This is a genomic window from Bacteroides sp. Ga6A2 (genome assembly GCF_000702225.1).
GTDB lineage: Bacteria > Bacteroidota > Bacteroidia > Bacteroidales > Bacteroidaceae > Ga6A1.
On the sequence record NZ_JNKX01000008.1, the window covers coordinates 104505 to 126176 of the forward strand.

Here is a 21672-nt window from a genome sequence, read left to right on the forward strand (position 1 = left end):
CCGTAGTGATTTATGGCTGATAGAGAATGGGCAGGAACAACCTATGGCAACGGATGGATGTTGCGCCATCTCATTGTTATGCTGAGATATGTAGACGTGCGCATTCTCTATCTTTTTTCAGCCGTTTTTGTTGTGCCCGTGTGCCTTGTGCTTAACCGCAGCCGAAAGACGGCTTACTGGTATTTCCGCCGCCGCATGGGCTTTGGCAGACTGAAAGCGGCATGGAGCACGTACATCAATCACTGTCTTTTCGGTCAGGTGGTGATAGACAAATTTGCCATGTATGCCGGTAAAAAGTTCGAGATTGAACTCGAAGGATACGACAATTTTCTGAGCCTTGCTGCCAAGCCCGAAGGCTTTGTGCTGCTTAGTTCGCACATCGGAAACTACGAGATTGCAGGCTACACTCTGGTGGCAGAGACGAAGGTGTTCAACGCCTTGGTCTTTGCAGGCGAGAAGCAGACGGTGATGGAAAACCGCGATAAGATGTTTGCTGACACCAACATCCGCATGATTCCAATCCTGCCAGACATGAGCCATCTTTTTGCCATCGACTTTGCCTTGCAGAACGGCGAGATTGTTAGTATGCCGGCCGACCGAATTCACGGTTCGGCAAAATCGGTAACGGCTCATTTCCTTGGAGCCGAAGCCTGTTTTCCTTACGGAGCATTCTGCGTGGCAACTCTGCGCAATACGCCGGTTCTTGCCGTTAATGTAATGAAGCGGAAGCACAACCGATACAAAGTATATGTAACTCCGTTGGACTACGACACCGAGGCATCGCGCAAGGACAAGATTGCGCAGGTTTCGAAGGCATACGTTGCCGAACTTGAGCGTATGTTGCGGATGTATCCTACGCAGTGGTATAATTTTTTTGATTTTTGGAACTGATGAATACAGAACAGCCTACCGAGGAGTTTCTGCGCGGCATCGATATTCACGAACTTCTGCCGCAGCAAGAGCCTTTCGTAATGATTTCGAGCCTTGTGCGCTTCGACATGCAGACAACCGTTACCGAGACCGTCGTTTCGGCAGATAATCTGTTTGTCGAAGACGGCGTTTTTACCACTCCGGGCATTGTGGAGAATATTGCCCAGACGTGTGCGGCTCGCATCGGCTATGTAAACAAATATATTCTGAAGAAGGGCATTCAACTTGGCTTCATCGGAGCAATCCGCGACCTGAAAGTTAAGGATTTGCCGAAGGTCGGTGATACAATCACGACAACTATCTCCGTGATTGACAGCGTCTTCGGAATGACTCTCGTTGATGCCGTGGTTTTGAACAACGGTGCGGAAGTGGCTTCTGCCCAGATGAAAATTGCCGTAAAAGAATCTGAATGATGGAACTTGTTGCTGAAAAGAAGATTGAGATAAGGTTTAGCGAAGTCGATGTCATGAACGTGGTGTGGCACGGCTCATATCCGCTGTATTTTGAGGATGCGCGCGAGGCTTTCGGCGCAAAGTACGGTCTGTCGTACAAACGATATATGGACGAGAAGGTTTTCGCGCCCATCGTTGAGCTCGACATAAAATACAAGCGTCCTATTCTCTACGGAATGACTCCCGTGGTGCGGATTGTCTACCGTCCAACCGAGGCGGCAAAGATTGTGTTCGACTACGAAATTGTTGATGCTGAGACAGGTACGGTGTTCGCCACCGCCCACAGCGTTCAGGTCTTCATGGATATGAACTACAATCTGATGTGGGACAATCCTGGTTTCTTCGTCGAATGGAAAAAACAGTGGGGGATTCAGCATGGTTAGCATTCTGGCAGACAATATCGTTTCTCCGTTGGGCTTCACAACCGAACAGAATTATAGCAGTGTAAGGGCAGGAGAGTCTGCTCTTAAGTTGTATAGCGGCAAGTGGAATCTGCCCGAGCCGTTCGTTGCTTCTCTCTTTACGGAAGAACAGAACCGCCAGCTCCATATTGACGGACTGACGCGGTTTGAGTCTATAGCCTTTGCTTCGGCATCGCGTGCCATCAGTAGTGTTGATATTGATGTTTCGAGTCCGAAGTCGATATTCATTCTGAGCACCACGAAGGCGAATGTCGAACTTCTCGGCTCTGCGGATTGCGATTCGGAGCGCATTATGCCTGCTTCTTCTGCCCGACTGATAGCCAATAAACTCGGCTTCACCACCGAGCCGATTGTAGTGTGCAACGCATGCATCTCAGGACTTTCGGCGCAGACTCTGGCATTCCGCCTGCTTAGTGCCGGCGAGTACGACAATGCCGTGGTGTGCGGAGCCGACTGTCAGAGCGCCTTCATCGTGTCTGGCTTTCAGTCATTGAAGGCCGTTTCGCCCGAGCAGTGCCGTCCGTTCGACATTGAGCGCATGGGATTGAACCTTGGCGAGGCTGCGGCAACCATCGTTCTAAGTACGGCGAAAACTGGAAAATGGAGTATCGAAGACGCTTGTGTGCGCAACGATGCACATCATATAAGTGCTCCGTCGCCGAAGGGCGAGGGGGCGTTCCGTGCAATGAATTATGTTCTCGGCGATGCCGGAAACGTGGCTGTCGTTGGAGTTCACGGAACGGCAACGATGTTTAACGACCAGATGGAGTCGAAGGCGGTTGAGCGTATGGGCTTGTCGGACATTCCGCTGTCTGCTCTGAAAGGCTATTATGGCCATACGATGGGTGCGGCCGGCGTGCTCGAGACAATCCTCACGCTTCGTGCTCTCGACGATGGCATCGTGCTTCCGTCGCGCGGTTTCTCCGAACTTGGCGTGAGCGGAAAAGTCAGCATCTCTGCCGAAGAACAGAAGACAAACAAAGGCGGTATGCTGAAGATTCTTTCGGGTTTTGGCGGATGCAACGCGGCAATGCTCGTCAGGAGAACTGAAGACTGCAAGCCTCGCTTGGCGGCTGAAAAGACCATTAGAAAACGCTGCTCGGTGCAGATTTCAGAAGAGGGCGTTGTGGTTGACGGCAGTGCGCTGAAAACAGAATCAAGAGGCAAGGAACTCCTTACCGAACTTTATAAAAATCATATCTCAGACTATCCGAAATTCTACAAAATGGACGCGCTCAGCAAGTTGGCATTCGTGGCTTCCGAACTATTGCTCGCCTCTGCCAAAGCCGACGAGGACGAGGGCAGAGCCGTTATCCTTTTCAACCGTTCGTCGTCTGTGGCGTCGGACAAGGCTTATCAGCAGTCTATCAGCAATGCCGACGATTTCTTTCCAAGTCCGTCGGTTTTCGTCTATACTCTGCCTAACATCATGACGGGCGAGATTGCCATTCGCCATGGCTATCGCGGCGAGACATCGCTCTACATCCTTGCCGAGAAGAACGAAGAGCAGATGCGCCGCATCGTGCAATCGTCATTTGCCGATGCCGAGATGCGTACCGCCATAGTTGGCTGGGTTGATTGCGAGAGCGACGACTGTTTCTGTGCCGATTTGGGATTGTATGTAGCATCGGTTTGATGTCTGCATCTGCAAGAAAATGTCAATGTTCAAAAACTAAAAAACATTTGTTTTTTGTGATTTTTTTAATATTTTTGCAAATGAATGTAATCTATATATAATATGAAAAAAATCTTATTAGCTATTTTTGCGTTGACACCAATGTTGGCAAGTGCCTACGATGCCAAGATTGATGGCATTTATTACAATCTTAACACAAAAGAAAAAACAGCAGAAGTTACATGTCTGAAAAATACTGAAACAGAAATTGTTTCGGACTATTCTGGCGATGTTACAATTCCTAAGGCTGTTTTGTACGACGGCACGGAGTATAGCGTTACTTACATTGGACAGTATGCATTCATAGGCTGTAGTGAATTGACTTCGGTTAGTATTCCAAATAGCGTTACTGGTATTGGCTTTTGTTCTTTCTATGGTTGCGGTAGCTTGACATCTGTCGTAATTCCTGAAGGGGTGACAATTATCGAAAATAGCGCGTTCTATGGCTGTAGCAGTCTGGCATCTGTAACTCTTCCAAACAGTTTGACGCAAATTTATGGAAATGCTTTTGAAGATTGTAAAAGCCTTACTTCGGTTGTCATTCCAGAGAATGTTAAATGTATAGATAGTGGGACTTTCAGATATTGCGAAAATTTGGCTTCCATAACTCTGCCAAATGGTTTGAGAAAAATAAATAGTAATGCTTTCTACAGTTGCAAGAATTTATCTTCTATTACTATACCAAATAGTGTTACTGATATTGGAGAAAGTGCTTTTGCTGGTTGCGTTAGTCTGACTTCTGTAGTTATTCCTGATGGTGTTGAAGTAATAAAGGCGAGTCTTTTTCAAGGTTGCCATGGCTTAAAGTCTGTAACTCTTCCGAATAGTGTGTCTAAAATTGAGATATGGGCTTTTGTTGGTTGTGAAAGCTTGACTTCTATCGACATTCCAACTGGCGTAACTGTAATTGATGCAATTTTCCAAGGCAGTGGCTTGGTTTCGGTAAACATTCCAAATGGTGTTACTGAAATTTTACCTTCAGCTTTTTATGAATGTGAAGATTTGACATCTGTGGTTATTCCAGGCACTGTAACAAGGGTCGTTTACGCATTCACTGGGTGTAAAAAACTAAAAGACGTTTATTGTTATGCCGAGAATGTACCTGTTGCGTATGTAGAAGATTTTGTTGTGAGTCCTTTTTTGAGTGTCGACCTTAGTGCAGCAACGCTCCACGTGCCGGCATCATCAGTCGATAAATACAAGGCTGATGAATATTGGGGTAAATTTGGCACAATTCTGCCTATTGAGGGTGGAACAACCCGAATTGACGCCACATCAAGCAACTGCGACATTAAGGCTTATGGTGGTGCGATAACAGTTTCCGGCTGTCGTGATGGCGAGAGCGTTTCTGTATATTCTGTTAGCGGACAGTTGATTGGCGCAACAACCATTAAGAATGGTTCTGCCGTAATAAAAACAAATCTTCAGGCAGGTTCGGTTGTAATTGTTAAAATTGGACAGAAGAGTGTAAAACTTACTTTGAATTGAGAAACGGATTTTTTAGTGATAAAGACCGCACTTTGATTGAGTGCGGTCTTTTTTGTGTCTTGTAATAAAATGAAGATTTGCCTATGTCAGTTCAGCTTAGATTCAAAAATATCGTTACAGTTGATGGCTTATGTCTGACTCCCTTTCTCGTATCTTCCGGCTTGCTTCCACGTACCTTGAACGTACCTTCCCCGTTGCTACCCCGTAGCTACCCCGTACTTTGCCTCTATCTTGAAGTCGTTTTTTTCGGTTCTTTCTGCATAACGATTCATTGCTTTGCATATGTGTTGTAGAATTGCTTATGCCGAACTTGTGTATTGTCAATTTTTTACTGTCGTCAAGTCGTAGATATTTTTTCTGTCAGACAACCAAAAGATTATTTGTCTGAGTATTGTTTTTCTGATAATAATATATAGTTTTGGCGATATTTTCTGAATAAATAAATTCTTTTGGAAGATATTTCTAAATGCCGTAATTTTGCAAACATAAATAATCATTACCACGAACTGATGCGGAGTCAGTTTTTTAACCATAGAATGGCACTTATGGCGGAATCGGCATCGTGGCTTTGGGATATCTTTGAAAACATTCTACAAACAAAAATAAAACCAAAATAATATGGCACAGATAGCACATAGTTTGATTGAGTTAATAGGCAATACGCCGCTGGTTGAGTTGGCGGGGACCGAGCGCGAGCTGAAACTAAATGCCCGGATTATTGCCAAGTTGGAATACTTTAATCCAGCACGAAGTGTGAAGGACCGCACGGCAAAGGCCCTCATTGAACAGGCCGAACGCAACGGACAGCTTAACCCCGACACCGTCATCATAGAACCTACGAGCGGCAATACGGGAATTGGTCTGGCATTCATTGCCGCCATCCGTGGCTATCGCCTCATCCTCACGATGCCCGATTCGATGTCGGTTGAGCGTCGCACGCTGCTGAAGTCGCTTGGTGCGCAGATTGTTCTCACACCATCTTACGAGGGAATGGCAGGAGCAATACGCAAGGCGCAGGAGCTGAAGGAGGAGATTGGCAACGCCTACATTCCGCAGCAGTTTGAGAATCTGGCTAACCCCGAGGTTCACCGCCGCACCACCGCCGAGGAGATTTGGCGCGACACCGACGGAAAGGTAGACATCTTTGTTGCAGGTATAGGCACAGGCGGCACGATAACAGGAGTGGGGCAGGTTCTGAAAGCATATAACAGCAGCGTAAAGGTTGTTGGAGTTGAACCTTACACCTCGTCGGTGCTAAGCGGCGAGAAGCCCGGACCTCATAAGATTCAGGGCATCGGAGCGGGATTCCGTCCTAAGGTGCTCGATTCTGGCATTTACGACGAGATTCTGCGCATAAAAGACGATGAGGCTTTTGCCGTGGCGCGTCTGCTGGCAACAAAAGACGGTGTACTGACTGGCATCTCGAGCGGTGCTGCCGCTGCTGCCGCCATCAAGTTGGCTCGTCGTCCCGAGAACGAGGGCAAAAACATCGTTGTTTTGCTGCCAGATACTGGCGAACGCTATCTGAGTACCAAATTGTATAACTTCGAGAATGAATAACTATGGCTGAAAGCAAGAAACTGAGTATCATCGCCTTTAGTGGCGATTTTGACAAACTTACGGCTGTGTTTACGTTGGGAACTGGCGCGGCAGCCGTGGGCTACGAGGTGAACATCTTCTTCACTTTCTGGGGACTCGATGCCATAAAGCGTAAGCAGGGGCGCAGTTTTACCGGCGGAAACTGGCTCACCAAAATCTTCGGCTTTATGATGGGCGGACTGAAGGTTACTCCGACGAGCCGCTTCAACTTTCTGGGTGCAGGACCGAAAATCTTCCGCTATCTTATGCGAAAGAACAATGTGGCTACGCTCGAGGAACTTGTTGAGGCTTCGAAGGCTCTCGGCATCAATTTGTATGCCTGCGAGATGGCGATGCACGTTCTGGGACTGAAGAAGGAGGATTTTATTCCCGAAGTGAAGGATGTGCTCGGCGTGGCTTCGTTCTTGAATCTGAGCGAAGGAGGACAGACACTATTTATATAATTCACAATTCATAATTCAAAATTGACAATTCATAATTGCTTTTTGAATTGAAAATTGAAAGTTGAAAATTGAAAAAATCATAATTCAAAATTCACAATTCATAATTGACAATTCGAAATTGAAAAATCATAATTCAGAATTTTTGAGATTCTATCATTTTTAATGAAAATATTATGGCAACAAAAGTATTAGATATCACAAAGGAGCACTGCCCGATGACCTTCGTCAAGGTCAAGATTGAGCTTTCGAGACTTCAGTCGGGCGATATTCTTGAGGTGCTTCTGAGCGAGGGCGAACCCCTCGACAATGTTCCGCGCAACGCCAAGGAGCAGGGCTACAATGTGCTCGGCGTGGAACATGTTGAAGGAACAACACATAAAATCACAATAAAAAAGTAAAACCTTTAAAACTAAAAAGATTATGGCAGATTCAAATCTACAGCGTAGTGTTACTACTGCAACCGCCAGAAAACTGGCTACAACAACCAAGACAGCCCCTCAAATGGGCTCGATAACTCCAAGACTGTTACTGAAAATCTTGCCTTGGGTGCAGGTTAGCGGCGGAACATTCCGCGTAAACCGCACAAAGGTCGAACTGCGCAAGAGCGAGCGTCTTCCGATACAATATCTCAACGGCGAACCGTCGTTTTCGGCTAAGAGCCTGAAGACTATTCCGCTGTTTTCTGAGTTCGACGACGAGATTGTAAACCGTCTTGCACGCTCGTTCGAGACAAAGGAGTTGGGCATCGGTCAACTATTTGTTCAGGAAGGCAAGGACAAGCAGAAGTTCTTTATTGTTGCCAACGGTCAGGCTGAGGTTATCAGCAGCGGTCCTCACGGCGAGGAACTGCGCATCGCTCTCCTTGGCGAGGGCGAATATTTTGGTGAGGCAGACCTTCTCGACGATGCCGAATCTACTGTCTCTGTGCGTGCCGTAACACCGTCGGTTTTCCTCGGACTGAAGCAGAACGAACTCGAAAAGTTCATAAAGGAAGTGCCTGATTTCCGCGAGACATTCAACAAGGCTGTCGACAAGCAATTGAGACTGAAGGCAACCGTGAACGACCATGGCGAGAAGCACATCGACCTTGTGAGCGGTCATGAGGAGGACAATATCATTCCTGAGACATACATCGACTACGAGGAGAATCCAACCGAATATCCTCTGAACACTTTGCAGACTGTTGTCCGCGTACATACTCGCGTGTCAGACCTCTACAATAACCCTTACAACCAGTTGGAAGAGCAGTTGCGCCTGTCAATCGAGAGCATCAAGGAGCGTCAGGAGTGGGAACTCATCAACAACAAGCAGTTCGGTCTGTTGTCTTCGGTTAATCCGGCTTACCGCATCACCACACGCTACGGCTCGCCAACGCCCGATGACCTCGACGAACTTCTCTCTTTGGTATGGAAAGAGCCTGCCTTCTTCATTGCTCACCCAAGAGCCATCGCTGCCTTCGAGCGCGAATGTACATGGCGCGGCGTTCCGCCTGTAACAACCGATTTGTTTGGCACAAGAGTGATTCTGTGGCGCGGTGTGCCAATCATTCCGAGCGATAAGGTCGAGGTTGAAGGTCAGTATCTTACAGGCCGCGGCGTAGGCACAACAAAGATTATCCTTGTGCGCGTGGGCGAGAAGAACCAAGGCGTCATTGGCTTGCACCAGAGCGGCATTCCGGGCGAGATTGCACCGTCGTTGAGTGCCCGTCTGATGGGACTCGACAAGTTCGGCGTGGCATCTTATCTGCTCACAAAGTACTTCTCGCTTGCAGCCCTTACCGACGATGCCATCGCCGTTCTTGAGAACGTTGAGGTGGGATATTATCACGACTATCAGCATCGCAACAAAGTAGAGAAATAGAACCCTGAAAAAGAAATTTTAGAACAATTTCTTTATGATAGATATACAGAATATTAGTGGCTTTCCGACACAGACCGACGGCTCGCTGGCTCTGCTCAGGGAACTCGCACAGAAATACTGCCCTGAGGATTTGCAGACTGAGCGCAAGGCTGTCCTGCCCGACGAAAGTCTGAACCTCACGGAGTTGGAGGCTGGCTTTAAACAACTTCTGGCTGGCGGTAGCGGCTATGGCGAGTTGCCTTACATCGGCGATGCTGATCTTCAGTCTTCGTCGCTCCCGAAGGACGATGGCTTCGGTGTCGGTATTCCCGAAACGCAGAAGTTGCGCGACCTTCACTACGAGGAGGCTGACACGCTGAACTCTGAGCAGGTGAAGCGCGACTTCCCGGTGTTGCAGCAGAAGGTGAACGGGCATGACCTTGTGTGGCTCGACAACGGCGCAACAACGCAGAAGCCTAATCAGGTGATTGACAAGATTGCCGATTACTATCGCACCTACAACTCTAACATACATCGTGGCGCGCACACGTTGGCTGCTCGTGCTACCGATGCCTACGAGGAGGCGCGCGAGAAGGTGCAGAAGTTCATCAACGCCGCATCAACCGAGGAGATAATCTTCGTGCGCGGCACAACCGAGGGCATCAACCTCGTGGCACAGACCTACGGCAGGCAGTTCCTCACTCCGGGCGACGAGGTGATTGTGTCTGAACTCGACCATCATGCTAACATCGTGCCTTGGCAGCGCGTGTGTCAGGAGCGCGGTGCAACGCTTCGGGCCATTCCTACGGATAAGAACGGCGACCTCATCCTTTCTGAGTTCGAAAGACTTATCACGCCTCGCACGCGTTTCGTCAGCGTAGGACATGTAAACAACACTTTCGGCACGATAAACGATGTGCAGCGCATAATAGAGATTGCCCATGCACACCAGATTCCGGTGCTGATAGACGGCGCGCAGTCCATTGCCCACACGCCAGTCGACGTGCAACAGTTGGGCGCAGATTTCTTCGTCTTTAGCGGACACAAAATCTACGGACCTAACGGCATTGGTGTTGTGTACGGCAGAAAGGATTTGCTCGACAAGATGCAGCCTTGGCAGGGCGGCGGCAACATGATTAAGGATGTTACGATAGAGCGCACGGAGTACAATGTTCCGCCGGCACGTTTCGAGGCAGGAACGCCTAATGTGGCTGATGCCATCGGACTGGGTGCCGCGCTCGACTATGTCAGCCGCCTCGGCATACGCAATATCGAGCATCACGAGCATCAGCTTACCGAATATGCCCGCGAGCAACTCGCCTTGATTCCGGGCTTGACGCTCATCGGCAATCCTAAGAACCGTGTGTCGGTGGTTAGTTTTGTGCTCGACGGCATTCCTGTTCCCGAGGTTGGCACGCTGCTCGACAAGGAGGGCATTGCCGTCCGCGCCGGACATCACTGCGCCCAGCCAGCCTTGCGAGCTCTCGGCTACGAGATGAGCGTCCGACCAACCTTCGCACTCTACAACACTCGCGAGGATGTTGACAAACTCGTTATTGCGGTTCGTAAAATCGTAGGCGAAAGATAATGTCGCAAATCATTAGAATTGGAATAAAAAAATAAACACGAATTGCCGCGAAATTCTCATCTGCAAGAATGAAAATTAGCGGCGGTTCGTGTTAACTGAAAAATAAAATGGAAAAAAATATCAATGAAACATTGATGCGTAACGTCAATCTGCTGTCGCGACTAACCGAACTCGAGGTAAAAACGATGCCTCAGACGCAGGCACCTCTTCCTTCGGTGGAGCAGGTTAAGCAGATTATCTGTCTGGTAAAGAGCATCATCTTTCCCGACTACTTCAACAAACGTCAGGGCAACGAGACAATACGCTCCTATTATATTGGCGTACACATGGAAGAGCTGCTGAAGCTGCTCACAAAGCAGATTGCCAACGGACTTCAGTTCTGCGAGAACCGTGATTCGGTAACGTCGAAACAGCAGATTTTTGATGAGGCAGGACAGCTTGCCTTGCAGCTCATCGACTCGCTGCCTGAGATAAAGCGACTGCTCTATACAGATGCGCAGGCTATGTTCGACAACGACCCGGCAGCCCCAAACTACGGCGAGGTGATATTCTGCTATCCTGTTATGAATGCCATGACGCACTATCGCATTGCCCACAGGCTTCACGAACTGAAGATTCCTGTAATTCCGCGCATCATAACCGAGCTGGCACATTCAAAGACGGGCATCGATATTCATCCCGGTGCGCAGATAGGCGAATATTTCGCCATTGACCACGGCACGGGAGTGGTGATAGGAGAGACTTGCGTTATCGGCAATCATGTAACACTCTATCAGGGTGTTACGCTCGGTTCGAAGAACTTCAAGCACGATGCCGATGGCAATATCCTCAACATCCCTCGCCATCCGATAATCGAAGACTATGTTACCGTCTATTCAAACGCCAGCATCTTGGGTCGCATCACCATCGGACACCATTCGGTTATTGGCGGTAACATCTGGGTAACTCACAACGTGGCTCCTAATTCGCAGATTCAGCAGACAAAGGCTGTTGAAATGAACTTCGAGGCAGGATTGGGAATATAAAAACGTGCAAAAATACATTATCATGGTATGCAAATGACATATTTATGGGATTGTAAAACCTTTTAAATCACCTTACTTTTGCAATGTAAACATTAATAACAAAACATATAAGGATTATGGCTAAAGTAGCAAAACAATTGACTGAGTTGGTTGGTAATACACCACTTCTTGAACTCAACAGATATTCACAGGCTAAGGGACTCGATACTCCCGTAATTGCCAAGGTAGAGTTTTTCAATCCAGGCGGCAGCGTGAAGGACCGCATAGCACTGGCTATGATTGAGGATGCCGAGGCTAAGGGCATTCTAAAACCCGGTGCAACCATCATCGAGCCGACAAGCGGTAACACAGGCGTAGGATTGGCGTTGGTGTCGGCTGTCAAAGGCTATCACCTTATCCTTACCATGCCCGAGACCATGAGTGTTGAGCGTCGCAACCTTGTAAAGGCTTATGGTGCCGAGGTTCATCTTACATCGGGAAAGGGCGGAATGCCGGGCGCAATACGTGCTGCCGAGGAGTTGCGCGATTCTATCCCAGGTTCTGTAATCTTGCAGCAGTTCGAGAATTCGGCAAATCCGGCAAAGCATTATGCTACAACTGGTCCTGAAATATGGCGCGATACCGACGGAAAGGTCGACATCTTTATTGGTGGTGTGGGCACAGGCGGAACAATCAGCGGCACGGGCAAATATCTGAAGGAGCAGAATCCTAACGTTAAGATTATCGCCGTTGAGCCAAAAGATAGTGCCGTCCTAAACGGTAAACCAAGCGGTCCGCACAAGATTCAGGGCATCGGCGCAGGCTTCATTCCTAAGACATACAATTCTGATGTCATCGACGAGGTTTTCGATGTCGAGAACGATGATGCCATCCGTACAGGTCGCGAGGTAGCCCAGTCCGAAGGACTTCTCGTAGGCATCTCGGCAGGTGCTGCTCTCTATGCTGCCATTCAGGTGGCAAAGCGTCCCGAGAACAAGGGCAAGAAGATTGTGGTTCTGTTGCCCGACACAGGCGAGCGCTACCTCTCAACCGTTCTCTATGCCTTCGAGGACTATCCGCTATAATCTAAAGAATAAGTTGAACAAAATTCACATATCTAATTTCAAAGACCGTGCATCTTTCCAGAGTACGGTCTTTTTTTGATTCATACAGAACTCATCATAAACGCTGAAAGTGTCTCTGCTCACCAACCGTTGCTTGGAACGTACTGCGGAAAAAATACCAATTGTTATCAAAATGTTGCGTCTATATAGCGTAGGGTGGGGGTAATATAGTTAAGTCCCGTCGTTAATCCGAATTTCCGTGCCCAACCTATAGTTGCTTGCTATCCACCTGCCGTTCTGCCGAATTTGCAATTTGGCAGAGAAAAAATTCGGGAATTTGCCGCTCGAACTTGTTCGCTTGCTACCGAAGGGACGCAAGAATTCCCACCGCTGAAAAAACATCAGTTTACAATAACTTTTTGTCGCACAGCGACAATGCGAGTTGCAAACTCGCGGTATAATGATGCTGCCGAATTCGGAAATTCGGCAGGACGAAGGGTTGCTTTTTTTTAGAAAGACCCCGAGGCACATATTTACTGGGCTTCGGGGAGGATTTTTATTGCCTTTTGAGTTTTACCGGACAGCAATATTACAAATTACTTTTTATCTCCAAAGAGCAGTTTCAATTGTTTGTCAAAGTCGCTCATAATTTCACGGTCTTGAATGGCACGGAACTTGTCATATTCCGTGAGTGCTTTTTCAAACGCTTGTTCGTGAGTCACACGACCAGAATCAGGAAGTAAAGGACGGTTGTTTAAATCCATATAGCGTTGTAGGAGAGCAGACCAGTCTGCCATTGTCATCAGAATATGGTCTTCTGCACGTTGCTCCGCAATGTCAATGAAGGCATTGCTCAATCTGTTCAACGAATCCACTTCTTTCTCGCTGAGATAGTTTTTGGCTACAGTGACATCTGATTTCACGACTCTTCCGTCTGGAGCATTCTTCCATGTTGTCAATCCCATGTGAGGGCGTTCAGCATCGGCGCGATCATAGATAATCTCGGCAGCTGTCTGTTTAGTCACGGCATAATGCATCATATTCTGCACTGTCTTGAAGAACACTTGTGTCTCCTCAGAATCCTTGTCATAGTCGGAACTACACTCGCTATATATATCAGTAATCTTCTGGTAATAACGTCGTTCACTGATGCGTATCTCGCGGATGCGGTCAAGCAAATCATCAAAGTAATCTGCCCCGAATATGTTCTTTCCCTTCAGACGTTCGTCATCCAACACAAAGCCCTTGGTAAGGTATTCTTTCAGGACTTGTGTAGCCCAGATACGGAATTGGGTTGCCTCGTAGCTATTCACGCGATAGCCTACGGCAATAACGACATCAAGATTATACATCATCACCTCACCAGACCATTTGTCCGAAGGTATTCGAATTTTTCTAATAGCATCGGACAAATGGATCTCCCCACTTTGTTCTATTTGGTCAAGATGATAATTTATGGTAGGAACGGTCACTCCAAACAATTCTGCCATCCTTTGTTGTGAAAGCCAAAAAGTATTGGTATCGAAGACTACTTGAACCTGCACCTTTCCTCGTCCGCTTTTATACATCAGGATGGAAGATTCCATGCTTCTCACTGCAACATCTGGAGTCATGGTCGCACTGAAATACTGCTGTGCTGCCTTCACCATCTCTTTCTTTTGGTCGGCATTCATAGCCACAGCCATACAGGCCGCACGAGACAGACGGATGCTCGTCACTTCTCTGACTGCGCCACTACCCAGTTCTGCCATCTCCGTTATCTCTACGAAATGTTCACCAAGATGATAGCCCTTCTGCGAAGTCCATGCCAGTGCCTTGGCTATGACACGCTCGAAGTTCCAGTATTTGCCATAGCCCATCACTCGCGCCAGCCTACGTGAGTTCCACCATTCCTTGCCATCAGCATCAACCTCTCTTAACTGATCGAAAGGAGATTGGAGTTCTGGGATGTTGTTTGTATCTTGTATATTACTCATTTTTGTCTATATTACTTCCTTGTTGAATAGAATCTTCGACGATTTCCCAATAGCCATTTCTTTTACCATTCACTCTACGTAGAATGTTCTTCTCTTGTAACGCTATGGTAATTGATTTGACTGTTCGCTCAGATTTTCCAATTTCAGCAGCAATCTCTTTTTGGGTAGCAGATGGATTCTTTTGCACTATGCGGAGTAGAGCGACTTCTTCCAAAGTGCAATTTTTGCACTTTGGGGGTAATTCTTCGCCAGCTTTTGCACTTTGAACTTCGTTATTTGCACTTTGAGATATGGTTTCGTTTTCAACTTTGTTCCAATCAACGTGCATAATCCTGTTCCTAAGGTTATGTTCCTCTCCAAGCAACATACTGCGAAATTTTCGTAATTTCCTACCATACAGGCAGCAATCTCTCTATTACCTCCACATCTGCAGGGAGCCATTTCACGCTTGGCAGTTCCTCCCTTCCGAGCCACTTGATATGGCAACATGCTCCACTGGTATATGTCGTGCTGCGAAGCCTGAGTCAATTTTCCCACTATCTCGTTAGTGTTACGAGACAGAAAGTCCGTAATGGAATCTGAGTAGTAATATCTTCGTGCTGCCATAGTTCATTTCTTTATTATAGGAATTTTTGACGATGCGTATTCAAATGGAATCTTCTCTTGCTCTAAGCGATAATTACCCTCCTTCAAGAAGTCAAACATTTTTTCCTCTTCAGGGGTGAGGAACAGATTTTTTTCCACATTTGTTTCCGTGCCAAAACCACTTTCATAAAACAGGTCGAACGTCTCTCTGTCCATCAGGAAGCTCTCAACTTGCGGAAAGTGAGTCTTTATCTCCGACAGTATCTGGAACCCTTGCGCATCCAAATCACCCCAATAGAAAATCTTTTTCGATTTCAGCCACGTAACATCCTTGAGTAAATCCACTCCAAATCCATGTCCCCACACAACGATGCTCTTTTGTATAGGAGGGAACGTCAGCATATTCATCTTGTTCTCGACTATGTATACCACCTCTACAGGAATCTCAACTTCCTGGAATTGGTTGATTGGAACACTCAAATCATCAATACCCGAGAATAGCATCTGACTCATTGCCTTATCCAAAACTCTGAACCGAACCACAGGCTCATCATACCGTAGATTGAAATGCGTTTCAAAGCGCTTTTCGTCCGGGTTAACAGACTTCGCAATGATTATGTCCAGGAGTTCCTTAATAATCCCCTTGTTTCTCTCAATGAATTTGGTGTCCACCTGAATAGGCAACTCACGGATGAACATTTGCGGTTTGGAATTGCTTCTAAAATAGGTACAAACCTTAAGTAAATCACCCCAAAGCTCGTGATTGTCCAAGACTTTATTTGGGAATCTACACGCCCATTTGACTAACTCAGGAAAAGCAGAAAGAATTTGTTCTATATCTTTTCTAAAGTCAGCGGTATCCTGCTCCTTGCCAATATACTTCAAGAAATCTTGCTCCGTCAAAAAACTGATTGATACGGGAATGTCTTGTTCCCCGTGTTTTCGCGTCTTTACCTTCTGGTATTCTATAAAATAGCCATAGCCTTTCTTTTCCTTTGAGTGCGCTATCAATTCCGTCAGTTCTTTTTCGAACTGAGCTGTATCGTCACTAGGCTTTTTATTGCCAACAATGACAATAGGTTCAAAAGCCTGTCTTTCGATAACTGATCGCAAGAAGGTCAAATACTTATTCTCTGCTTTCTTCCGTATTTCAGTTGGCGTTATCATGGGCTTGGTACTTTTCGCGTTCTTGTCTGAAAATTTCTATCGGCATATCGAACAGACGTGATTCATTGCCATTTCGTTCCACATAATGTACAAAGGATATATCGTTCTCCACAATGTGAATATTATCGCTCGGAGTGACCACCAGGAGTTGCAGGTTCAATTGCTTGCAGAGCGAAATCAAGTATCTCGCTTTATCTTCATCCTGCGCCTTGAAAGCCTCGTCAATGGCAATAAACCGCAAGGATTTAGCCTGCAAACCATCCTTGGTCAGACCAAACTGATAAGCGATAGCTGACCCCAAGATGGTATAGGTCAATTGAGCTTTCTCGCCACCGGAAAGCTGACCCATACTTTCGTATGTCTTAAACTTCTGATTGGTTTCCTTATAGAATTCCTCCGCCCTATACGAATACCAGCTCCTGACATCCATCACTTTTCTACGCCACTGCTCGTTTTTAAGCTGTTCCATCAACGGCTGAATCTTTTTCTCGAAATGAGTACGCTTGCCGTCAATCGTAGAGTTTATTTCGTGAATATTCGGAATAGCATTCTCCAACTTTTGCCTAAATTCCGCCACTTCCACATTGGTTCTTTTCGAGTTGACAAGTTGGATAAAAGTAACGGGAGTCGTACTAAAATCAATCTCTGCAAGTGATTGATTCAGCATCTGAATGGTATCCTTTATTGACTTCTCCCAGTTATTGAAGAACATACGGAAATCCGACACTTTGTTGATTACTGTTTCTTGCAGGTACTCATCAAACTTTTTTTCGTGGCGCACCAAATCCTCTTTGACCAAACGGTCATACAGTTTTTGATATTCACCTATAAGGTTGATGTTACTGGCTTCCGGCAGGGCATGCACGTCGGAGCGCCAGTCTTTGAAGCGCAAAGTTATCTCTTCAGATGGATTCTTAAATTTTCGTATCAGATCAGCAGCCTCGCCTTCGATACGAGATTGTTCTGATTCCTTTTGGTTTTCTTGCCTTTGAATTGTTTCTTGAAAAGCATTCCTCTTCGATTCTATAGTATCGTAATTGACATCAATCCAATTCTGATTCCTTTCTTCGAAACCTTTGACATCTATTTCACCAAGACTGTCAACTATCGGTTTGTTGCTACTCAGCCTCTGAGTGGCATTAGCCAAATCGACTTGTTCAATTTTATAGATTTCCTTATCCTTTGCTTTAATCGTTTCGTTCTCAAGTATCTTCAATGATTGTTGCACATCTTTAAGTTGCTCCTCCAAGGCTTTTACCTTGTCATTGGTTGCCTCCAGCTTCTTCTTTTGCTCCTCTTTTTCCTGTATCGAACGAGCGGTTTCTTCCCAGTTGATTTCTTCGAACTTAGTATAATTCTCAAACAAATCATGAAAACATAGCCTACGCTTATCAATAGCCTTTGCCTCTGCTTCGATACGTCGTATATCTTCTTTATTCTTCTGCTGTTGCTCTTGCAAATCCTTTACAATGGTGCGTATAGCCGCAATTTTTTCTTTGTTATCCCAACCCAAAACATAATTCTCGCGGTTGTTCGTATGCGGGCGGTCATCCTTTTCGTGTTTATTATGTACGGACTTAATCAGTCCTTCCTTTGTAACTGTTTTTTCCTTGTAACGATAGAATTCCTCCAATTTTTCGACACAGGCATAATTATAGTGGTCGGAGATAGCATCCTCCACCCATGACGAATATGGACTCTTTTGGTTAAACTCAAGTTTGTTCAACATACAATTCACAGGAGGATTCTGGAAACCGCGCAGAGAGGATGTCTCTTCGTAGCGGTGATATACAATCCTTCCCCGCAAGTCGTGGGTGTTAACGTAATCGCTGACAGCCTTGTAATACTTCTCTGGCACAATCAGGCGCAAGCCAAAATTATGCAAGATTTTCTCGATGGAGTTTTCCCAGTCCCTTTCTTCGTCTTTCACACGAATCAGTTCCCCGACAAACGGAATTTCATTCGCTGTCGCCCCAATGGCAGCCAGTATCTCGTCTCTTATTTCTGCTTCACGCCCAGATATGTTATTTTTGTTCTTCAGAAGGGTTTTTATGATTTCAGTATTTTCTCCGATCTCATGTTCAATGCGCTCCTTTTCATTTAAAGCAAGGCGTGATTCCTCATTCTTTTTGCCTAACTCAACCTGACAATTATCTCGTTCGATTTTTGCCTTTTCACGATTCTCATCAAAAGAGTTTTCAGTTGGATTGTCAACAAGTCCCACCTCAACAACTTTTTTATTGTAACTATTGAGCTTCGCCTGACGCGTTTGCTTTGTACTATTCAGTCCTCTTATATCCCTTTCAAGATCTTTTATCTGCCTACCAACATCATCGTTTTCAATAGACAACGACAAATCACGCTCCTGCTGTTTTAGACGTTCTTTCTCCTCCTCCAATTTAGCAAGTTCTTCTTTTAGCCTCGCCAATTTCCCATTCAATTCAGCAATTTTGGCATCAGACAATTCAACATTCCTCTTGGCAAAATAATACACGGCTAACTCTCGTGTGTTTTTCAAATCCTCCAGAGCTATACTGATTTCCTCAAGGTTCTTGGCCTTCTCATCAATAGGCTCCAACTGAGCTATCTGTTCCTTCACCTTCTCTATCGTGGTCTTCGCTTCCATCAAGGTGGCGAAGCTTTCACTCAACCGGATGTATTCACTTTCCGCATCCCGCTGCTCAAGCATATTATTGCGGATGAACTCGTCCAAGTCATTGAGTACTTTCACCCCAACAATCTGGTTGAAGAGCGTTAGCGCCTTGTCCGAACGAAGCCCGAAGGAATTGATTATTCTGTCCTTATAGTCTTTAATGGTATCGTAGAATTCAATCTGCTTCTTAGGCACATTGGCATTATATCGTTTCTCCAGCGTTTTCTTCCAGTCTCCCTTGCTCCCGTTGAAATCAGAAAAATCGCCTTTGATACTCAGTGTTTTTGAGGAAACGCCGTATGAGCATTTCAACTCACCGTTCACGAACCAGCGCACTTGAAACAGCGTAACCACCTGTTCGTGATTGTTGGCAAATGAGGCCAATATCACAGAGTACGTTCTCTTGTCTCGAAGCTGCTGTGTTTTGGTGGCCGATTCGCCCTCTGCCTGGATGTTGCCATAGTTGCCGAGCACGTAAGTTTCTTCAGTCCGGTCTCCCTTACGTTCGTTTCCTGAGGACTGATTGTAGAACCTATCCTTCTTGGCAGGAACGAGTAGCGTCAGCAGCGCATCAATCAACGTACTTTTACCGGAAGCGTTGGCTCCGGTCAGAAGAGAATTGTTTCCCTCTGGGGCTATTCTGTATATTCTCTTGTTGAATGTGCCCCAGTTATAAACTTCCATATAATTCAACCGATAACCGGCCGTTCCGGCATTGGTCGTAAACAAATCATACTGTTCCGGCATACTCTTCCAGTTTTTTCTTAAATGCATCCAAATCTTCCAGCATCACCTTCTCCTTGATGATGCGATGAATCTTGTATCGTACCTCATCCCCATTTCGCTTTACCTCTTTCAGAAATCCCAAATCGACAACTCGCTGAATATAGGTGTCCAACTCTTTCTCCAACTTCACCCGATTGAAGTCTTGCGGCAGGAATAGCCTAACTTCATCTTTTATCTCATTACTCGTAATGATTCTGTCTGTAGATTGTGTCTCGATAGGATTGTTGTCGTAATCTTCCAATAACTGTCGTAGCACAATCACAACTATGGAAACTTCGAAGCCCAGCTGGCGCCTTGAGACCAGATTCAATGTGGTGTCATCATCAAACACGATCTGCTTGACAAAGGCAAAGCCTTCATCCTTCTTCAAAATCAGCTCGAGTCCTATAACCGCCAGATAGTCTTGTATCTCCACCTGATAGTTGATGATATCCTCCCACACAGGAGACCCTTTTTCTACGGTCTTTTTCAGCAGGAGGATGATTGCTTTAGAATATGGTTTTTGCTCGCTCATATAGATATGATGATTTCCGGAATACGGATTCGTTTATTATTCTCATAGTCAAACACAATGGCCTGACGCTTCTCTTCGTCAACAGACTTATGGGGAAACTGCCCCAATGCACCAAAATAAGCGAACAGTTCAGGAAGGCCCTGCTTCAAGGGAAATTGCTCCACGACATCTTGTAGTGTCACTTGGCTCTTATCCTTCATCGCCTCACGAATGTTTCGCACCAGCACTTTGCGATCTACATAGACATTGCAGAATACTTTGCCCAGTTCGCCCAGTTCTTCTATTGAAAGCGTGTCGGTCTCCGGCATGGTGTTATACTCAGTATTCTCACCCTGCTCAAATGTTATTTTCCTGTCAAACGGAATGTTAATCTCCATCCCATCATCAACAGACAGCGATATATCAGGCTTCTGGCCTTTTTTTGATATTTCAATCAGCGCGTTCTTGATTTCCTGAACCACCCGTTTACAAACATCTGCGCGCGACATCTCATTTTCCCGAATGATGCGGCTCAGTTTATCAGCCATCTTGTCGTTGGTCTGATAAACTTTGCGTCCCGATTCGTACAGGTATTCCACCATGTTCTGTAAGAACATATCCCCACCATCGATATTCTTTTCCTTCAACGTCCTAAACAACTCTGCAATCAACGTGTCCAGTTCCGACTGCATTTCACGCGCAAGCAGGAACTCCCAGAACGCATAAAAACTCTTGCCTTGCGAACTGGACTTCAATTCGTCTAGCGCATCAAAAGTGTATTGCAAAATGCCACCTTTCTGTAAGGTCGGGTCTATCTGTTTCTGATAGATTTCCTTGATGATGTTCTTGAAATTGTCGTCCACATCCTTGAAGTCCGTCAATAACTCCTTGGCCAATTTGTTGATTTGCAGGAACCTCGGGACAATCTCATATTCCTCATACACCTTCACGTCCTCGCCCATCTGTAGCTGCTGAATCTGATGCTCAATTTCCATCTTCTTGTCTTCCAGCAACTGCAAACGCTTCTCCCTGTCCTCGTTGGTATATTCTACCAACTCTCTCAGCTGACTGATTATCGACTTGAACTTTGATTCTGTGCCGATGTACTCTTCTTGCTTCAACCCCGCCAGCCAGTCTATCACCTTGCTTGAGTGCGATGATAACTCATAATAGATTTCCCCGTCTTCATTTCTGTAGTTGGCCAGAAAACCGCTATCCGTCCACTTTCTGATATATTTGGTCGCCTTTTCTTCATATGTATCTGTATAGAGGATATCGCTCTCATCATCCTCATCGAACCCATGACTGTTCAGGTATTCCGCCAACAGACTGTGTATATTCTCGTGAGAAACAGCCGCCACATCACCATAGACTCTCGTCAAGAAGTCAATGATGATGCCGCTGCTCCTAGCCTTCAGTAGCGCCACGCTCGGAGAAGTTTTTAGAATATCTAATATATTATTCTGATTTACCATGTCAGCAATAGTCGTTTTCCTTTACTTCCCTTA

At 46.1% G+C, this 21672-nt stretch carries 18 protein-coding genes; 12 read left to right on the forward strand and 6 right to left on the reverse strand.

Annotated features, from left to right (window positions below):
• Positions 1–12: 12 nt before the first annotated feature.
• The 12 genes from T538_RS0102040 to cysK (T538_RS0102100) all read left to right on the forward strand — a co-directional run bounded on the left by T538_RS0102040 (position 13) and on the right by cysK (T538_RS0102100) (position 12525).
• Positions 13–891 carry an LpxL/LpxP family acyltransferase gene (locus tag T538_RS0102040; RefSeq protein ID WP_231497053.1) on the forward strand — a complete coding sequence of 293 codons (879 nt, stop codon included), beginning with the start codon at positions 13–15 and terminating at the stop codon, positions 889–891.
• On the forward strand, positions 891–1343 hold the full coding sequence (locus T538_RS0102045; RefSeq protein WP_031531837.1) for a pseudouridylate synthase: 453 nt from the start codon (positions 891–893) through the stop codon (positions 1341–1343). The genes T538_RS0102040 and T538_RS0102045 overlap by 1 nt, the downstream gene beginning before the upstream one ends.
• Positions 1340–1765, forward strand: a complete 426-nt coding sequence (locus T538_RS0102050) for an acyl-CoA thioesterase (RefSeq protein WP_031531838.1) — start codon at positions 1340–1342, stop codon at positions 1763–1765. The genes T538_RS0102045 and T538_RS0102050 overlap by 4 nt, the downstream gene beginning before the upstream one ends.
• Positions 1758–3440, forward strand: coding sequence for a beta-ketoacyl synthase N-terminal-like domain-containing protein (locus tag T538_RS0102055; RefSeq protein WP_031531839.1), 1683 nt, complete (start codon positions 1758–1760; stop codon positions 3438–3440). Before T538_RS0102050 ends, T538_RS0102055 begins: the two co-directional genes overlap by 8 nt.
• A gap of 102 nt (positions 3441–3542) precedes the next feature.
• The gene (locus tag T538_RS17520; protein WP_051655817.1) at positions 3543–4967 is read left to right on the forward strand and encodes a leucine-rich repeat domain-containing protein; all 1425 of its coding nucleotides are present in this window, start codon (positions 3543–3545) and stop codon (positions 4965–4967) included.
• Positions 4968–5585: 618 nt separating this feature from the next.
• A complete protein-coding gene (gene cysK / locus T538_RS0102070) occupies positions 5586–6527 on the forward strand; it encodes a cysteine synthase A (RefSeq protein ID WP_031531841.1) in 942 nt (313 codons plus the stop codon).
• Positions 6528–6529: 2 nt separating this feature from the next.
• Positions 6530–7009, forward strand: coding sequence for a DsrE/DsrF/DrsH-like family protein (locus tag T538_RS0102075; protein ID WP_031531842.1), 480 nt, complete (start codon positions 6530–6532; stop codon positions 7007–7009).
• A gap of 173 nt (positions 7010–7182) precedes the next feature.
• On the forward strand, positions 7183–7407 hold the full coding sequence (locus T538_RS0102080; protein ID WP_031531843.1) for a sulfurtransferase TusA family protein: 225 nt from the start codon (positions 7183–7185) through the stop codon (positions 7405–7407).
• Between the two features lie 22 nt (positions 7408–7429).
• Entirely contained in the window at positions 7430–8869 is a 1440-nt protein-coding gene (locus tag T538_RS0102085) for a family 2B encapsulin nanocompartment shell protein (protein ID WP_031531844.1), read from the forward strand.
• A 34-nt stretch (positions 8870–8903) separates the two neighbouring features.
• On the forward strand, positions 8904–10436 hold the full coding sequence (locus T538_RS0102090; RefSeq protein WP_031531845.1) for a SufS family cysteine desulfurase: 1533 nt from the start codon (positions 8904–8906) through the stop codon (positions 10434–10436).
• 107 nt (positions 10437–10543) lie between these two features.
• Positions 10544–11461: a serine O-acetyltransferase gene (locus T538_RS0102095; protein WP_031531846.1), complete on the forward strand. Its 918-nt coding sequence runs from the start codon at positions 10544–10546 to the stop codon at positions 11459–11461.
• 116 nt (positions 11462–11577) lie between these two features.
• The gene (gene cysK, locus T538_RS0102100; protein ID WP_031531847.1) at positions 11578–12525 is read left to right on the forward strand and encodes a cysteine synthase A; all 948 of its coding nucleotides are present in this window, start codon (positions 11578–11580) and stop codon (positions 12523–12525) included.
• A gap of 575 nt (positions 12526–13100) precedes the next feature.
• On the opposite strand, the gene rhuM is transcribed toward cysK (T538_RS0102100), so the two are convergent.
• The 6 genes from rhuM to T538_RS0102130 all read right to left on the reverse strand — a co-directional run bounded on the left by rhuM (position 13101) and on the right by T538_RS0102130 (position 21639).
• Positions 13101–14471 carry a RhuM family protein gene (gene rhuM, locus T538_RS0102105; RefSeq protein ID WP_031531848.1) on the reverse strand — a complete coding sequence of 457 codons (1371 nt, stop codon included), beginning with the start codon at positions 14469–14471 and terminating at the stop codon, positions 13101–13103.
• Between the two features lies 1 nt (position 14472).
• A complete protein-coding gene (locus tag T538_RS0102110; protein ID WP_031531849.1) occupies positions 14473–14847 on the reverse strand; it encodes an Lrp/AsnC family transcriptional regulator in 375 nt (124 codons plus the stop codon).
• 242 nt (positions 14848–15089) lie between these two features.
• On the reverse strand, positions 15090–16232 hold the full coding sequence (locus T538_RS0102115; protein ID WP_031531850.1) for a Wadjet anti-phage system protein JetD domain-containing protein: 1143 nt from the start codon (positions 16230–16232) through the stop codon (positions 15090–15092).
• A complete protein-coding gene (locus T538_RS0102120) occupies positions 16216–19632 on the reverse strand; it encodes an ATP-binding protein (protein WP_031531851.1) in 3417 nt (1138 codons plus the stop codon). Before T538_RS0102120 ends, T538_RS0102115 begins: the two co-directional genes overlap by 17 nt.
• Positions 19616–20185 (reverse strand): DUF4194 domain-containing protein, encoded by a 570-nt coding sequence (locus T538_RS0102125; RefSeq protein WP_031531852.1) that lies wholly within the window; start codon positions 20183–20185, stop codon positions 19616–19618. Before T538_RS0102125 ends, T538_RS0102120 begins: the two co-directional genes overlap by 17 nt.
• Entirely contained in the window at positions 20182–21639 is a 1458-nt protein-coding gene (locus T538_RS0102130) for a DUF3375 domain-containing protein (protein WP_031531853.1), read from the reverse strand. The genes T538_RS0102125 and T538_RS0102130 overlap by 4 nt, the downstream gene beginning before the upstream one ends.
• Positions 21640–21672 lie beyond the last annotated feature (33 nt).

Coding starts and splice junctions, on each gene's coding strand:
- T538_RS0102040 (WP_231497053.1), top strand. CDS start 13: ATGGCTGATAGAGAATGGGCAGGAACAACCTATGGCAACGGATGGATG.
- T538_RS0102045 (WP_031531837.1), top strand. CDS start 891: ATGAATACAGAACAGCCTACCGAGGAGTTTCTGCGCGGCATCGATATT.
- T538_RS0102050 (WP_031531838.1), top strand. CDS start 1,340: ATGATGGAACTTGTTGCTGAAAAGAAGATTGAGATAAGGTTTAGCGAA.
- T538_RS0102055 (WP_031531839.1), top strand. CDS start 1,758: ATGGTTAGCATTCTGGCAGACAATATCGTTTCTCCGTTGGGCTTCACA.
- T538_RS17520 (WP_051655817.1), top strand. CDS start 3,543: ATGAAAAAAATCTTATTAGCTATTTTTGCGTTGACACCAATGTTGGCA.
- cysK (WP_031531841.1), top strand. CDS start 5,586: ATGGCACAGATAGCACATAGTTTGATTGAGTTAATAGGCAATACGCCG.
- T538_RS0102075 (WP_031531842.1), top strand. CDS start 6,530: ATGGCTGAAAGCAAGAAACTGAGTATCATCGCCTTTAGTGGCGATTTT.
- T538_RS0102080 (WP_031531843.1), top strand. CDS start 7,183: ATGGCAACAAAAGTATTAGATATCACAAAGGAGCACTGCCCGATGACC.
- T538_RS0102085 (WP_031531844.1), top strand. CDS start 7,430: ATGGCAGATTCAAATCTACAGCGTAGTGTTACTACTGCAACCGCCAGA.
- T538_RS0102090 (WP_031531845.1), top strand. CDS start 8,904: ATGATAGATATACAGAATATTAGTGGCTTTCCGACACAGACCGACGGC.
- T538_RS0102095 (WP_031531846.1), top strand. CDS start 10,544: ATGGAAAAAAATATCAATGAAACATTGATGCGTAACGTCAATCTGCTG.
- cysK (WP_031531847.1), top strand. CDS start 11,578: ATGGCTAAAGTAGCAAAACAATTGACTGAGTTGGTTGGTAATACACCA.
- T538_RS0102110 (WP_031531849.1), bottom strand. CDS start 14,847: ATGTTGCTTGGAGAGGAACATAACCTTAGGAACAGGATTATGCACGTT.
- T538_RS0102115 (WP_031531850.1), bottom strand. CDS start 16,232: ATGATAACGCCAACTGAAATACGGAAGAAAGCAGAGAATAAGTATTTG.
- T538_RS0102120 (WP_031531851.1), bottom strand. CDS start 19,632: ATGCCGGAACAGTATGATTTGTTTACGACCAATGCCGGAACGGCCGGT.
- T538_RS0102125 (WP_031531852.1), bottom strand. CDS start 20,185: ATGAGCGAGCAAAAACCATATTCTAAAGCAATCATCCTCCTGCTGAAA.
- T538_RS0102130 (WP_031531853.1), bottom strand. CDS start 21,639: ATGGTAAATCAGAATAATATATTAGATATTCTAAAAACTTCTCCGAGC.